The sequence below is a fragment of the Caulobacter sp. P1_B12_2 genome, from assembly GCF_056406675.1.
Map to the genome: position 1 here is coordinate 1 of NZ_JBFTZS010000055.1, position 14,863 is coordinate 14,863.

12 protein-coding genes are annotated in these 14,863 nt (G+C 67.4%); 5 read left to right on the forward strand and 7 right to left on the reverse strand.

Annotation, left to right across the window (positions count from 1 at the left end; genetic code table 11):
* A partial coding sequence (locus AC1DZ6_RS05525; RefSeq protein WP_477096187.1) for a M48 family metalloprotease occupies positions 1-511 on the reverse strand: 511 nt, incomplete at its 3' end.
* Between the two features lie 145 nt (positions 512-656).
* Complete coding sequence (locus tag AC1DZ6_RS05530) at positions 657-3,365, reverse strand: Rne/Rng family ribonuclease (RefSeq protein ID WP_477096188.1); 2,709 nt, start codon at positions 3,363-3,365, stop codon at positions 657-659.
* 559 nt (positions 3,366-3,924) lie between these two features.
* Between AC1DZ6_RS05530 and AC1DZ6_RS05535 the strand changes: the two genes are divergently transcribed.
* The 3 genes from AC1DZ6_RS05535 (at position 3,925) to prfB (ending at position 8,881) form a co-directional block, all read left to right on the forward strand.
* A complete protein-coding gene (locus tag AC1DZ6_RS05535; protein ID WP_477096189.1) occupies positions 3,925-5,124 on the forward strand; it encodes an N-acetylmuramoyl-L-alanine amidase family protein in 1,200 nt (399 codons plus the stop codon).
* Positions 5,125-5,316: 192 nt separating this feature from the next.
* Positions 5,317-7,692 (forward strand): penicillin-binding protein 1A, encoded by a 2,376-nt coding sequence (locus AC1DZ6_RS05540; protein WP_477096190.1) that lies wholly within the window; start codon positions 5,317-5,319, stop codon positions 7,690-7,692.
* 75 nt (positions 7,693-7,767) lie between these two features.
* Positions 7,768-8,881 (forward strand): peptide chain release factor 2 gene (prfB, locus tag AC1DZ6_RS05545; protein ID WP_477096191.1). Its coding sequence is split into 2 segments (ribosomal slippage): positions 7,768-7,836 and positions 7,838-8,881, totalling 1,113 coding nucleotides; the frame shifts between segments, so codons are not numbered across the junction.
* On the opposite strand, the gene AC1DZ6_RS05550 is transcribed toward prfB, so the two are convergent.
* The gene (locus tag AC1DZ6_RS05550) at positions 8,878-9,189 is read right to left on the reverse strand and encodes a helix-turn-helix domain-containing protein (RefSeq protein ID WP_477096192.1); all 312 of its coding nucleotides are present in this window, start codon (positions 9,187-9,189) and stop codon (positions 8,878-8,880) included. The genes prfB and AC1DZ6_RS05550 overlap by 4 nt on opposite strands.
* A gap of 86 nt (positions 9,190-9,275) precedes the next feature.
* Here AC1DZ6_RS05550 and AC1DZ6_RS05555 point away from each other — a divergent pair, with 86 nt between their 5' ends.
* Positions 9,276-9,647: a VOC family protein gene (locus tag AC1DZ6_RS05555; protein WP_477096193.1), complete on the forward strand. Its 372-nt coding sequence runs from the start codon at positions 9,276-9,278 to the stop codon at positions 9,645-9,647.
* 45 nt (positions 9,648-9,692) lie between these two features.
* Here AC1DZ6_RS05555 and AC1DZ6_RS05560 read toward each other — a convergent pair whose 3' ends face one another.
* The 4 genes from AC1DZ6_RS05560 to tyrS all read right to left on the reverse strand — a co-directional run bounded on the left by AC1DZ6_RS05560 (position 9,693) and on the right by tyrS (position 13,381).
* Complete coding sequence (locus AC1DZ6_RS05560; RefSeq protein WP_477096194.1) at positions 9,693-10,169, reverse strand: bactofilin family protein; 477 nt, start codon at positions 10,167-10,169, stop codon at positions 9,693-9,695.
* Positions 10,150-11,304 carry a M23 family metallopeptidase gene (locus AC1DZ6_RS05565; RefSeq protein WP_477096195.1) on the reverse strand — a complete coding sequence of 385 codons (1,155 nt, stop codon included), beginning with the start codon at positions 11,302-11,304 and terminating at the stop codon, positions 10,150-10,152. Before AC1DZ6_RS05565 ends, AC1DZ6_RS05560 begins: the two co-directional genes overlap by 20 nt.
* A 204-nt stretch (positions 11,305-11,508) precedes the next feature.
* Positions 11,509-11,985: a peroxiredoxin gene (locus AC1DZ6_RS05570; protein WP_477096196.1), complete on the reverse strand. Its 477-nt coding sequence runs from the start codon at positions 11,983-11,985 to the stop codon at positions 11,509-11,511.
* Between the two features lie 67 nt (positions 11,986-12,052).
* Positions 12,053-13,381, reverse strand: a complete 1,329-nt coding sequence (gene tyrS / locus AC1DZ6_RS05575) for a tyrosine--tRNA ligase (RefSeq protein ID WP_477096197.1) — start codon at positions 13,379-13,381, stop codon at positions 12,053-12,055.
* Between the two features lie 191 nt (positions 13,382-13,572).
* Between tyrS and AC1DZ6_RS05580 the strand changes: the two genes are divergently transcribed.
* Positions 13,573-14,691 (forward strand): anhydro-N-acetylmuramic acid kinase, encoded by a 1,119-nt coding sequence (locus AC1DZ6_RS05580; RefSeq protein WP_477096198.1) that lies wholly within the window; start codon positions 13,573-13,575, stop codon positions 14,689-14,691.
* The last annotated feature ends 172 nt before the right edge of the window (positions 14,692-14,863 follow it).

Below are 14,863 nucleotides of genomic sequence, written 5' to 3' on the forward strand. Positions count from 1 at the left end.
GGCCGAGGCCGAAATAGCTGGCGTTGCCGAGCAGGACCGCGCCGGCGTCGGGCGCACCGGCCAAGGCGGCCAGAACGCCCAGACCCATGGTCAGGATCATGGGCTTCAGGCCGGCCCGCATCATCTCGCCCGAGCGCAGCGGGTGCGCGCCGGCGAGGTGTCCGGTTTCGTGGGCGATGACGCCCTTCAACTGGTTAGGCGTCTCGGTCTGCAGGATGAGGCCGGTATTGAGCCCCATCATCAGGCCCTGGGTGGCGAAGGCGTTCAGTTCCTTGTCGCCGACCAAGAGGATGCGGACCGTCTTTGGATCCAGACCCGCCGCCGCATAGATCRGATCGGCGTCACGGTGCAGGATCTCTTCGATCTCGGTGTCGCGAATCAGCGACGGGCCGTCCTGCGCTCGGGCCGGTGCGGCAGGCGCGAGGACGGTCGCCAGCAGAGCCAGCGCGGACAGCGCCGACCCCGATTTCCTGGCCAAATTTTCGGAAGCCGCCCTTATCCGGGAGGTCATCGAAACTCTCCTGATCGCGCCCCCGCGCTCAAGCCGGCAGTCTAACGCGGTTCTCGACGACCTGGGAACATGTCGAACGAGCATCTCGCGATATAGGCGTGAAGCTCGGCGGAACCAGGGCCCCGCCGAGCTTCATCCAAGAGTCTTAGCCTCGACGCCACCAGCCGCGCTTGGGCTTTTCGGGCGGCGTCAGGATTTCGGCCGGGTCGGGATCGACGGCGACCGGCGCCGGTTCGGCCGCAATGGCCGCGACGGGTTCCGGTTCGGCCACAGGTTCCGGCGTGGCTTCGATCGCGACAGGAGCCGCGACCTCGACATCCGCGGCGACCRGCGGCGCGTCCTCGACCGTTTCCACGACGGTCTCCTCGACGACGGCGGCTTCCGCGGTCGCCTCGGCCGGAGCGTCGGCGTCGGTGGCCTTGCGGCCTCGGCTACGGGGACGCCGCGCTTTCTTGGGCGCTTCGTCCTGCGGCGGCAGTTCCACCCAGACGTCGGCCGGCGGGCCTTCGATCACGGGCGACGGCAGCGGAACGGCTTCCAACTCGGCCACATCAACGCGGAGGGCGGGCGGGCGTTCGGCGCGGGGCGCGTCGGACGCCTCGGTCCGCTCGCTACGTTCGCCGCGACCGCGACCACGACGACCGCCGCGTTCACCGCGCTCGGCGCGTTCAGGACGCTCGGCGCGCTCCGCCACCGGGGCTTCGACGCGTTCCGGACGTTCGGCCCGTTCTGGACGGGCGGTGCGGCCGTCGAGTTCCGCGGGGTCGTGCCAGACGAAGGCGCTCTCGCCGAACGGAACCCGCGGACGGGTCCAGGCGAAGGCGTCGGCCGGACGATCACCGTCCTCACGACCGCCGCGGCGACCGCCACGACGTCCGCGACGGCGACGGCGGCGACGCGATTCCTCGTCCTCGCCCTCGATGTCGCCTTCAGCGCGTTCGCCGCCCTCTGCGTCGGCGTCTTCTTCGTCCTCGTCGCCGGCTGCTTCGGCCGGAGCTTCGTCACGCTCGTCGCGACGCCCGCCGCGACGGCGGCGTTTACGGCCGCGACGGCCGTTTTCGTCTTCGGCCGGTTCGGCGCGAGCGGGACGGGCGGCGCGGGGCGCGTCGTCGGCTTCGCTCTCGCCTTCGTCCTCGGCGATGAGGTCTTCATCTTCCTCGTCCTCTTCGTCGTCGAACGCCTCGTCGTCATAGACGGGGTCCGGCTCGATCGGGGCGAAGATCTGCGGGGCAGGGCGCTCGCCCAGCTCCGTGCGGTCGATGTCGTGCTCGGCCTGGTGCAGGCTGTCGTCGACCAGGACCGTGACGAACAGGGCGTGGGTCTGTTGCAGGCGCAGCAGATAGGCTCGCTTTTCGTTCAGGATGTAGATCCCGACCGGACGGCTGACCTTCAGGGTGACGGCGCCGCCGCCCTTCAAGGCTTCGACCTCGACCGCGCGCAGGGCGGCCAGGGCGCTGGATTCGACCGAGCGCACGCGGCCGGTGCCGTCGCAGTGTTCGCAGACGTGGGTGGTGCCTTCCAGCACGCCGGTGCGGCGGCGCTGACGGCTGATCTCCATCAGGCCGAAACCGCTGATCTTGCCCATCTGGATGCGGGCGCGATYGTCCTTGAGCGAGTCCTTCAGAACCTTCTCGACGGCGCGGTTGTTCTTGCCTTCATCCATATCGATGAAGTCGATGACGATCAGACCGGCCAGATCGCGCAGACGCAGCTGGCGGGCGGCTTCCTCGGCCGCTTCCAGGTTGGTCTTCAGCGCGGTCGCCTCGATGTTGCGTTCGCGGGTCGCCTTGCCCGAGTTGACGTCGATGGCGACCAGGGCTTCGGTCTGGTTGATCACCAGATAGCCGCCCGACCGCAGGGGCACGGTCGGCGAGTAGATCTGGGCCAGATGGTCTTCGATCTTGTGCTTGACGAACAGCGGCGCCGGTTCCCGATAAGGGAAGACCTTCTTGGCCTGGCTGGGCATCAGCATGCGCATGAACTCGCGCGCTTCCTTGTAACCGGCCTCGCCCTCGACCCAGATGCCCTCCAGGTCCTTGTCGTACATGTCGCGGATGGCGCGCTTGACGAGGTCTTCTTCCTCGTAGATCAGCGCCGGCGCGATCGAGTGCAGCGTGTTGTCGCGGATATTCTCCCACAGACGCAGCAGGTACTCATAGTCGCGCTTGATCTCGGCCTTGGTGCGCTTGGCGCCGGCCGTGCGGACGATCAGGCCCATGCCCTGCGGCACGTCCAGACCTTGCACGACGCTCTTGAGACGCTTGCGGTCAGTGACCGTGGTGATCTTGCGGCTGATGCCGCCGCCACGGGCGGTGTTGGGCATCAAGACGCCGTACCGGCCAGCCAGCGACAAGTAGGTGGTCAGGGCCGCGCCCTTGTTGCCGCGCTCTTCCTTGACGACCTGAACCAGCATGATCTGCCGGCGGCGGATCACTTCCTGGATCTTGTACTTGCGCATCAGGCGACGCTTGCGGCGCGCCAGTTCTTCCTCGACGGCGTCTTCCTCGTCGTCGACCGCGTCACCATCATCCTCGCCATCGCGACCGTGATGATGATCGTCCTCGTCGTCGTGCGAGTCGTCGCGCATCAGCGCTTCGCGGTCGGCGACCGGGATCTGGTAATAGTCCGGATGGATCTCGTTGAAGGCGAGGAAGCCGTGGCGGTTGCCGCCATACTCGATGAACGCAGCCTGGAGGCTGGGTTCAACGCGGGTCACCTTGGCGAGATAGATATTTCCTCGGAGCTGCTTGCGGGTCTGGCTCTCGAAATCGAATTCTTCAACCCGCGTACCATCCACGACCACCACACGCGTCTCTTCGGCGTGGGCGGCGTCGATCAACATCTTCTTCGACATAAAGGGTATCTCCACGGCGCGCGGCGGACGCTAGGTCCGGGCTCCGATATGATTGAAAGGCGCGCACGTCACCGCCCGTCGCCCCGCCGAAGCGGTTGCGGAAGGTCGGTCGCCAAAGGCGGTCGGGTGCGGCGCAGCCCATAAGGTTTCTGTGTTCCTTAAACGCGCCGGAGGGCGCGGATCGGATGGAGCGTCGACGCCGGGACGGCTTAAGGGTCCGACGCGGACCCTGCGGGACGATCCAGGCGAAGGCTTCGCGCCTCACGCTGGTAATCGAGCCCAAACTCGTTTTCAGTCCGGCGGTTCCGGCCGCGAATGCGAATTGCATCCTTAAGAATGCAAGCACGTCCGCGAGATAGGAGCCGCTCACGCTTTCCGCCATGACGATCACGGCGCTCAGCGCGCGGACCATAGTGTAGCAACATCGCGCCGTAAAAGAAAAGCGCTCGACTGAACGCTTATGTGCGGCCATGTCGCGCTTGGGTTAACGCTTTCTCTACCCGAAAATGCGGATATCAATTTCTGGGTTAGGTTGAGCGCCCTGAGGGCGACGGGCGGCATGAGCAAGGTTCTGATCTCGGCGGCAAGGACAGGATGGGCGCGAGCGGCGATGATCGTCGGCGGCCTGGCCCTGGCTGGTGTCGCCGTGGCCATGGCCCAGGGCCCGGCGCCGGCCGCCGGCGTCCAGAAGGTCCGCTTCGGCGGCGACCGCAACGAAACCCGCATCGTCATCGATCTCGATCGCGCCGCCACCGGTAAGCTGCTGGCCGACGGCGCGGCGGATCGCCGTGTGGTGATCGGCCTGCCCAACGTGACGACCGCCGGCGACCTCCAGGGCTCGGGTCAGGGCTTGGTCGAACGCTGGGCGATCGACGAGGCCGCGGGCGGTTCGCGCTTGCGCCTCGAGCTGAAAGCCAACGCCGAGGTCCGCCGCCGCTTCCTGTTGCCGCCGGGCGACGGCGCATCAGCCTATCGCTATGTCATCGACCTGAAGTCCACCGACACGCCCAGCGCGATCCAGACCGCGGTCCTGAAGCCGACGCTGATCTCGGCTCCGGTGAAGGCCTCGGCCCTGCGCCTGAAGAAGGTCATCGTCATCGACGCCGGCCACGGCGGCAAGGATCCCGGCTCTTCGGGCGCCAACACCGCCGAGAAGGACGTCACCCTGTCGGCCGCCAAGGCGCTGAAGGCCAAGCTGGAGAAGTCCGGCCGCTACACCGTGGTCATGACCCGGCAGTCGGACACTTTCGTTCCGCTGGAAGCTCGGGTGCAGATCGCCCGCCGGGCCGACGCCGACCTGTTCATCTCGCTGCACGCCGATTCGGGACCCGACGCGACGACCCGCGGCGCCAGCGTCTATACTTTGTCGGAAAAGGGCACCGAGCGCGTGGCGCGAGTGCTCGAAAAAGACGACTGGCTGATGAAGGCCAATCTGCCCGGCCGTGATCGCGCGGTCAGCCAGATTCTGCTCGACCTTTCGCAACGGGCCACCAAGAACCGTTCGGCCGCCTTCGCCGAAACCCTGCTGCAGTCGGTGGGCGAGGAGACGGCCCTGCTGCGCCGCAGCCATCGCGACGCCGGCTTTATCGTCCTGCTGGCCCCCGACGTGCCGGCCGTGCTGCTCGAGATGGGCTTCATCACCAATGTCGATGACGAGCAGCTTCTGAAGACATCAGCCGGTCGCGGCCGGCTGATGGACGCCGTCGCCGGCTCCATCGAATCCTATTTCGCCACCCAGACACGCCTGACCGCCCGCTAGGCTGAAAGGCTTCTGCTCGCGAGGGCGGCGAGAGCCGTTGGCGCCTTGCCCGATGCGCGCTAGAGCCATCGGGGGGAGGACGCGTCGGACGTGGCCGAGCCCTGCGACCGCAAAACCGCTTACGTTTTTGCCGATCGCGCTCTAGAGGATTCGAACGGAGCGGGCGAAAGTGCGTCGCCCGACGGAGGCGGCGTGGATCTGAAGCCCAGAGAACGATGGATCGCCATCGCCGGTGTCGCGGTGCTGTCCGCGATCGCCGTGGCCGGCTTCACCATCGCCATCTATGCCGCCTGGCTGTTCCACGACATGCCCGACGCCGGCGAATTGCAGGACTACCGGCCGCCGACCGCCACGCGCGTCTATGCGTGGGACGGCACCCTGATCGGCGAATACAGCAAAGAGCGCCGGATCTTCGTACCCTACGATCAGATCCCGCCCCAGCTGGCCCAGGCCTTCCTGGCGGCCGAGGATCACAACTTCTTCAAGCACGGCGGCGTCGATGTCGGCGGTTTCTCGCGCGCCATGCTCAACAATGTCGGCAACGCCGCGCGAGGCCGGCGCCTCGAGGGCGGCTCGACGATCACCCAGCAGGTGGCCAAGAACGTCCTGCTGACCAGCGACGCGACGGTCGGACGGAAGTTCAAGGAAGCGATCCTGGCGCACCGCCTGGAGCAATCGCTCGACAAGCAGCAAATCCTGGAGCTGTACCTCAACGAAATCTGGCTGGGTTATCGCTCGTTCGGGGTGGGCGCGGCCGCCTACAACTATTTCGGCAAGTCGCTGCCTGAGCTGAGTCTGGCCGAATGCGCCTATCTGGCGGCCCTGCCCAAGGGACCGGACAACTACCACCCGATCCGCAACAAGGCCAAGGCCAAGGCCCGCCGCGACTGGATCCTGGGCCAGATGGCCGAACTGGGCTGGGTCAGCCAGGAAGACGCCCGCAAGGCGATGGCCGAGGACCTCGTCGTCCAGCCGGCGCCCAAGCGCGCCGCCTATCGCGACGCCGACTATTTCGTCGAGGAAGTGCGCCAGCGCGGCGTGGCCACCCTCGGCCCGCGCCTCAACGAGGGCGGCTACTACATGCGCACCACCCTGGACCCCAAGCTGCAGACCGCGGCCCGGGTGGCGCTGATGGAAGGCCTCGAGAAGTACGACCGCCGCCACGGCTGGCGGGGCGCGTGGGGCCATGTCGACGCCCTGGACGCCGACTGGGAAAAACAGGCGCTGAAGAAGGCTCCGCCTTCGGAGCGCCGCGGCTGGCGTCCGGCCATTGTCACCTCGGCCTCGGGCGGCGTCCGCCTGGCCAAGGGAGAAGGCGAGGGGGCCATCGCCGGCGAGGACATGGCCTGGGCCAACGCCACCAAGGGCCTCAAGGTCGGCGACCTGGTGTTCGTCGAGAAGTCCGAGAGCTCCCCGGCCTATCGCCTGCGCCAGACCCCCATCGTCAACGGCGCCCTAGTGGCGATGGAGCCCTATACCGGCCGCGTCATGGCCCTGGTGGGCGGCTACAGCTTCTCGCTGTCGAACTTCAATCGGGCCACCCAGGCGATGCGCCAGCCGGGTTCGGCGTTCAAACCGTTCGTCTACGCCACGGCCCTGGAGAACGGTTACACGCCGGCCAGCGTGATCGTCGACAGCGCCATCACCCTGAAGGGGGCCAATGGCGAGGATTGGAGCCCGGAGAACTACCACAAGAAGTTCTATGGAGCCCTGCCGCTGCGCAAGGGTCTGGAGCAGTCGATCAACGCCATGACCGTACGCCTGGCCCAGAGCGTCGGCATGAAGAAGATCGTCGAGACCGCCAAGAAGACCGGCGTGACCCACGAGATGGCGCCGGTTCTGGCCATGGCCCTGGGCGCGGGCGAGACCACGCCGTTCAAGCTGACCACGGCCTACACGCCGTTCGTCAACGGCGGACGCCGGGTGGAGCCGCATCTGATCGAGCTGGTGCAGGATCGCGAGGGCAAGGTGATCTTCCGCGCCGACAAGCGCGACTGCGTCCGCTGCAACGCCGGCTTCAACGGCGACGAGAGCCCGCGCATCCCCGCGCTGGGCGAGCAGGTCATGGACCCGATCACCGCCTACCAGATCACCTCGATGCTGCAGGGCGTGGTCCAGCGCGGCACCGCGGCCCAGGCCAGTTCGCTGGGCTATCCGCTGGCCGGCAAGACCGGCACGACCAACGAATACCGCAGCGCCTGGTTCATGGGCTATTCGCCCAACCTGGTAGTCGGCGTCTTCATCGGCTTCGACGACAACCGCTCGTTGGGCGAGGGCGAAACGGGTGCGACCGGTCCGGTGCCGATCTTCATGGACTTCATGCGCGAGGCGCTGAAGGGTCAGCCGAAGACCGAGTTCAGGGCGCCTAAGAACGCCAAGTTCGCCATGGTGCGCGGTATTCGCGAGGCCTTCCGTCCCGGTACGGAGCCCAAGGTCGTCGTCCCGACCGAGAGCACCGGACCGCAGCCCTACGGCGAGGTCTGGCCCAACGGCCAGATCGGTCCGGCGCCGACCCAAGGCCCCGCCAAGCCGCCCACCCAGGCCCCGGACATCAGCGGTCTGTACTAAATCCGATCGGTCATTGCGCCGACTCTGGGCGCGGGCTACATCCCGCGCCCTTAAACACTGTCACGGAGTTACGTGATGAGACCGGATGTCGAGGCCTCCGCGGCCGACATCGAGCAGTCCGTAGGACTGCTCAGGAGGCGTCTTTGACTGGGATGTCGCCCTACGCAAGCTCGATGAGCTGAACGCCAGGGTCGAAGACCCGACCCTCTGGGACCGTCCAGCGGAAGCCCAGGCCGTCTCCCGCGAGCGCGCCAGCCTGGCCGCCCGCGTCGAGGCCGTGCAGGTGCTGGAAACGGGCCTGAAGGACGCGCTGGAATATGCCGAGCTGGCCGACATGGAGGGCGACGAAGCCCTGCTTGAGGACGCCCGCGCCCAGCTCAAGGACCTCAAGGACCGCGCCGGCCGCGCCGAGCTCGAGGCCCTGCTGTCCGGCGAAGCTGACGGCAACGACTGCTATGTCGAAATCAACTCCGGAGCCGGCGGCACCGAGTCCTGCGACTGGGCGGGCATGCTGCTGCGCATGTACAGCCGCTGGGCCAACGCTCACAAGATGAGCGTCGAGCTGGTCGAAGAGACCTCCGGCGACCAGGTCGGCATCAAGTCGGCGACCCTGCTGATCAAGGGCACGAACGCCTATGGCTGGCTGAAGACCGAGGCCGGCGTCCACCGCTTGGTGCGCATCAGCCCCTATGACGCCGCCGCCAAGCGCCACACCAGTTTCGCATCGGCTTGGGTCTATCCGGTGGTCGACGACACCATCGAGATCGACATCAATCCGTCGGACGTGCGGACCGACACCTACCGGGCCTCCGGGGCCGGCGGTCAGCACATCAACAAGACGGACTCGGCCGTGCGCCTGACGCACATCCCGACTGGCATCGCCGTGGCCTGCCAGGCCGGCCGCTCGCAGCACCAGAACCGCGAGGAAGCCTGGAAGATGCTGCGCGCCCGGCTCTACGAGGCCGAACTGCAACGCCGCGAAGCGGCGCAGCAGGCGCTGGAAGACCAGAAGACCGACATCGGCTGGGGTCACCAGATCCGCAGCTACGTCCTGCAGCCCTACCAGATGGTCAAGGACCTGCGGACCAATGTCGAGACGTCCGACACCCAAGGCGTGCTGGATGGCGACCTGGACGAGTTCATGGGCGCTTCCCTGGCTCAACGCGTCGGGGCGACCCGCGACGCCTAGCCGTCTTCGTCCCGCTGGCGTCGCCAAGGCGTCAGCGGGACATAGGTCGCCGCCTCGGTCTGGCCCTGGCGGCTGACCGCGATCAATCCCCGTCTTTCCAGCACATCGACCGCGCCCTGCACCGTGCGGCGCGACAGGCCCGTGCGCTCCGCCAACTGGGCGTGGCTGAAGCTGGCGCGGCCGTCGGCATGGCCGGCGACGATCGCCAGATAGGCCAGGAAGGCCGACGGCCTGTGGTCGTGGCCGACCAGGTCGACCATCAGGGTGTCGAGCACATAGCGGTCGATCGGATAGGTCTGCGTCGTCATCGCTATAGCAATGACTGCACCTCTTCCCCGACGCAACGGGAGGCGGCTAATCCATCGTCCGACTTCACGGCGCGAAAGGGCAGGGGATGAGCGTGATCAAGCAACTGAAGTTCGTCAGCATTCCGGTGAGCGACCAGGATCGAGCCCTGGCCTTCTGGACCGAGAAGGTGGGCCTGCGCGTCTCCACCGACCAGCCGATGGGTCCGGGCAAGCGCTGGATCGAGCTGTGCATTCCCGGCGCCGAGACAGGTCTGGTGCTGTTCACCCCGGACGGTCACGAAGACCGCATCGGAAGCTTTTTCAACGGCTCTTTCGCCTGCGACGACGTTGAGCACGCCTATCGCAAGCTCACGGAGAAGGGCGTCACGTTCGAGGGGCCGCCGGAAAAGCAGCCGTGGGGCACGTTCGCCAAGTTTCGCGATCCGGACGGCAACACCTTCGTGCTGTCCAGCCGCTGAGCTGGACAGCAAAACGCCCCGGAGCGATCCGGGGCGTTTCTGTTTCTAGCCGGCGGACTTGGCTTCCAGCATCGCCTGTGGCGCGGGCTGGGTCTGCGGGGCGGCCGGGCGCTGGAACTTCAGGCTGCGGCCCTGGAAGAAGGCCCCGGTTTCCATCGCCAGCTGTTCGTGGGTGATGTCGCCGTCGATGTAGGAGGTGCCGYAGAGGCGGACCTGCTTGGCGGTGATCGCTCCGACGATGCGGCCGCGAACCTCCACCACCTCGGCGTAGATCGAGCCCTCGATGTGGCCCGTCTCGCCCACCGTCAGACGGCCCACGCGGACGTCGCCGCGCACCACGCCGTCGATCTGCAGCTCGCCGTCGCCGGTGATGCCGCCTTCGATGGTGATGTCGGGGGAAATCAGGGACGCCACCTTGGGCGGGGCCTTGCGGGCCGCGTCGGTGGCGGCGGGAGCCATGGACATGGGCAGCGGCTCGATGCGAGCCGGACCCTTGGACGCCTTAGCTTGCTTGCTGAACATACTCACCAGCCTTCAAGAAACGGTTCGGGTTCTGAGCCCGACCGTTGACCCATACTTCGTAGTGCAGATGCGGACCAGTCGAACGGCCGGTCGAGCCCATGGCCGCGATCCGCTGACCGATGGCCACGCGCTGTCCGACCCGGACCGAAGCGGCCTGCAGGTGGGCGTAGCGCGTCTTGAAGCCGTTGCCGTGGTCGATCTCGACGACGTTGCCGTAGCCCGAGCGCACGCCGGTGAACGACACGACGCCCGGCGCCGTGGCCATGATCGGCGTGTAGAACGCGCCGGGGAAATCCAGGCCCGAATGGAAGGCCGGGCGATGGGTGAAGGGATCGAAGCGGACGCCGTAGCTGCTGCTCAGCGCCGGATTGTTGGTCGGCCGATAGAAGGGCAGCTTCTGCGAAGCGGCGCTCAGCTGGCGCATGTCCGACATGTCGGTGGCCGCGTGCTGGATTCGGCTGGCGAAGTCTTCGTCGACGTCGAGCACGGCGGCCAGGGCGCGAGGATCCTTGGCCTCGATCAGCGGGCCGCCCAGCGACGAGCCGCCGCGGCCGGTGAACGAACCGGCGTCCAGCCCGGCCATCCGCATGGCCAGGCGAAGGCGCTCGGCGCGGCTCTTGGCGAAGGTCTCGGCGGCGTCGATCAGGCGTTCCTGGTCCATCCGCGTGGCCTGGATGCGCTCGACCGGCGAGGCGCCCAGCACGTGCGGCTTGGCGACCTGCAGGGCCTGGGCGGCGCCGGGCACGCCCTTGAAATCGCTGACCAGGAGAGCGAGGGCGGCGTGGCGCTTCTCGACCGAGCTGGCCAGTTCGTCGAGCGAACCGCTGCTGGCCGACAGCTGGGCCACGGCGCTGTTCAGGCGCGCCTGGCGGTCGGCGTTGAGACGCTCGTAATAGGCTTTTTGCTTGATGACCATCTGGTCGGTCGAGCTGACCGACAGGGCGTTGACCATCATCGCGGCGGTGCAGACGCCCATCCACAGGGCCGCCACGGCGACGCCGGTGGCGCACATCAGTTGCTTGCCGGTGGAGAAAACGTAGCCGCGCATCTCGCCGCCGGAGCGCACATAGAGGTGCCGCTCAGGGAAAAGATCTTCCAGGGATTGTCGCAGTCGCTTGAAGCGCGTGATCGCCATCGCCCTAGGAAACCCCCGTTTTCAAGGTCCCGGCGATATGCAACGAGAAAGCGGAAGCGCGCAAGATACTTCGCGCCGAGCGTGAACGCAGGGCGACGTTTTGCCTAAACAAATCAACCGATAAAAGGTTCCGCGGCCGATTGCCACCGCGCGTACGTCTCAGTGTTGCGATAACCGCACGCCTGAGGCTGATAAGCCACACCGCTATTTCGACGCGCCCTCTTTCAAGGCTCGGGCCGCTGTCAGCACCGCCTTGATGTGGTTGGGCACCTTCACCTTGCGCCAGACGTTGCGGACCACGCCCTCACGATCGATCAGGAAGGTCGAGCGGTCGATGCCCATGTACTTGCGGCCGTACATGCTCTTCTCGACCCAGGCGCCGTAGGCCTCGACGATCTCGCCGGTGGCGTCGGCGGCCAGTTCGACGGTCAGGTCGTGCTTCTTGCGGAACTTGGCGTGCGAAGCGGCGCTGTCCTTGGAGACGCCGACGATCACCGCGCCCAGCTTGGCGAACTCCTCGACCTCGGACGAGAACTGCAGGGCCTGCGACGTGCAGCCGGCCGTGTCGTCCTTCGGATAGAAGTAGAGCACGAGGTTCTTGCCCTTCAGGCTGGAAAGGCTGACGCGGCCGGTGTCGGTGGCCAGGTCGAAATCGGGGGCCTTGTCGCCGGCTTCAAGCATCTGTCTCTCCAACGTCCAAACAACCGATCCCGGACCGCCGCGAAGCGATCCGGGATGACCATGCACTCTAGACCGGCTTGATCAGCACGATCTTCTTCTTGCCCGCCGCCAGCTTGACCACGCCGTCGACCAGGTCGGCCGAGGTGATCACGCGGTCCGCGCTGGCCTCGGCCTTGTCGTTGACCTTCAGCCCGCCGCCTTGGGCCAGCCGCCGGGCCTCGCCGCGCGAGGCGGCCAGGCCGGCGTCGGCGAACAGGGCGGCCAGCACGATCCCGGCCTCCAGGTCGCCGGCCGGAACCTCGAAGGTCGGCAGGTCGGCCGAAAGCGCGCCCTGCTCGAAGGCCTTCTCGGCGGCGTCGCGGGCTTTGCGGGCCTCGTCCTCGCCGTGCGCCATGCGCGTGGCCTCGTCGGCCAGCACCTTCTTGGCGTCATTGATCAGGGCGCCCGGCAGGGCTTCCAACTCGGCGATGCGCTCCAGCGGCAGGTCGGTGAACAGCTTCAGGAACCGGCCGACGTCGGCGTCTTCCGTGTTCCGCCAGAACTGCCAGTAGTCGTAGGGGCTCAGCTGCTCGGCGTTCAGCCAGACGGCGCCCGACATGGTCTTGCCCATCTTGGCGCCCGAGGCGGTGGCCAGCAGCGGGGTGGTCAGGCCGAAGGCGGCCTTCTGGTCGACGCGACGCGTCAGCTCCACGCCGTTCAGGATGTTGCCCCACTGGTCCGAGCCGCCCATCTGCAGCACGCAGCCGTACTTGCGGTTCAGCTCCAGGAAGTCGGTGGCCTGCATCAGCATGTAGTTGAATTCGAGGAAGGTCATCGGCTGCTCGCGCTCGAGCCGCAGCTTGACCGAGTCGAAGGCCAGCATCCGGTTGACCGTGAAGTGCACGCCGTAGTCGCGCAGGAACTGCACGTAGCCGAACTTGCTGAGCCACTCGTCGTTGTCGACCATGATCGCGTCGGTCGGTCCGTCGCCGAAGGTCAGGAACTTGGCGAACACCTGCTTGATGCCGGCGATGTTGGACGCGATGTCGGCGTCGCTCAGCAGCTTGCGGCTCTCGTCCTTGCCGGTCGGATCGCCGACCTTGGTCGTGCCGCCGCCCATCAGGACGATCGGCTTGTGGCCGGCCTGCTGCAGGCGGCGCAGCATCATGATCTGGATCAGCGAGCCGACGTGCAGCGAGGGCGCGGTGGCGTCGAAGCCGATATAGGCCGTGACGATCCCGCCGGCGGCCGCGGCGTCCAGCTCATCCGGATGGGTGATCTGGTGGATGTAGCCGCGCGCCTGCAGGGTCTGGAGGAATTCCGACTTGAAGGACGCGGCGGCGGACATGGCTCGACTCTCTGATTTCGCTGACGGTGCGTCTAGCACGGGCGAGGCGGTCTGTGGCGAGGGGTTCATCGTCGAAGTCTCCTGGAGGCAAGGACCGGAGACGTTCGCTTTGATCTAACGCGTCGCCGGTGAGGGCGGGGCGCTGACGTGATCGGTCGGCCTCCCGCTAGGACAGCGGGCGGTAATAGGCGCGGGTCGTGGGGCGCTGGGCGATCATGGGGCCTAGCTACCCGGCGCGACCCATGGCAGTCAACCAGACCATGCGTATCCTGGGATTCATGACCGGCACCTCGCTCGACGCGGTCGATATGGCGGTGCTCGAGACCGACGGCGAACAGATCCAGGCCTTCGGCCCGGCGGGCGAGCGCAAGCTGCGCGAAGCGACCCGCGACCTCCTGCTGGAGACCACGACGATCGCCCGAGGCTGGGTGCGCGGCGAGCCCGAGCCGACGATCTTCGACGAGGCCCGGCGCGCGGTGGCCGACGAACACCTGCACGCGGCCGAGAGCTTCATCGCTGAGCATGGCTTGTCGTGGTCGGACTTCGATCTGCTGGGGGTGCATGGCCAGACCGTGCTGCACGAGCGGCCGACGCCCGAGCGGGGCGGGCGGACCGTGCAACTGCTGGACGCCGAGCGGCTGGCGGCGGGCTGCGGCCGGCCGGTGGCGTTCGACTTCCGCACCGCCGACGTGGCGGCCGGCGGGGAGGGGGCGCCCCTGGCTCCGATCTATCATGCGGCCCGGGCCCGGGCCTCGGGCCTGGCCGCGCCGGTGGCGGCCCTGAACCTGGGCGGGGTGGCCAATGTCACCTTCGTCCAGCGGAACGGCGAACTGCTGGCTTTCGACACCGGCCCGGCCAACGGCATGATCGACCTGGTGGTCCAGGCGCGCGGAGCGGGGCGGTTCGACGAGGGCGGCCGCCTGGCCATGGCCGGGACAGTGAACCCCGCCGTGCTCGAAAGCCTGTTGGCGCGGCCCTATTTCACGCAGCGGCCGCCCAAGTCGCTGGATCGTTTCGACTTCCCGGTCGAATGCGTCGACCTTCTGTCGCTGGAGGACGCCGCCGCCACCCTGACGGCCTTCACTGTGGCCAGCGTGGCGCGGGCCTATGAATGGCTGCCCGAGGGCGAACGCCCCGAGAAGTTGATCGTCGCGGGCGGCGGGCGTCACAACGCCCACATGATGCGCGGACTGGCTGCGGCCCTGCAGGGGATCTCCGAAGTGGTGTCGGCGGACGACCTGGGCTGGCGCGGCGACGCCATCGAGGCCGAGGCCTTCGCGTTCCTGGCCGCCCGGACGGCGCGGGGGCTGCCGATCAGCTTTCCGGGCACGACCGGGGTGGCGGAGCCGTTGGTCGGCGGGCGGATCGTGCGGCCGTAGCAAATCCTGATCCTCCTCGCGGTGATCACTTGCCCCCTACGGACCGCTTCGCGGTCGTCTTCCCCCAGAGGGGGAAGAGGAACTGCCGCCGGCGCAGTGCGTGCGTCCTCCGCCCCCCATGGGGGCGGACAGACCGCTTTAGCGGTCAGGTGGGGGCAAGTGGGTGTGATCC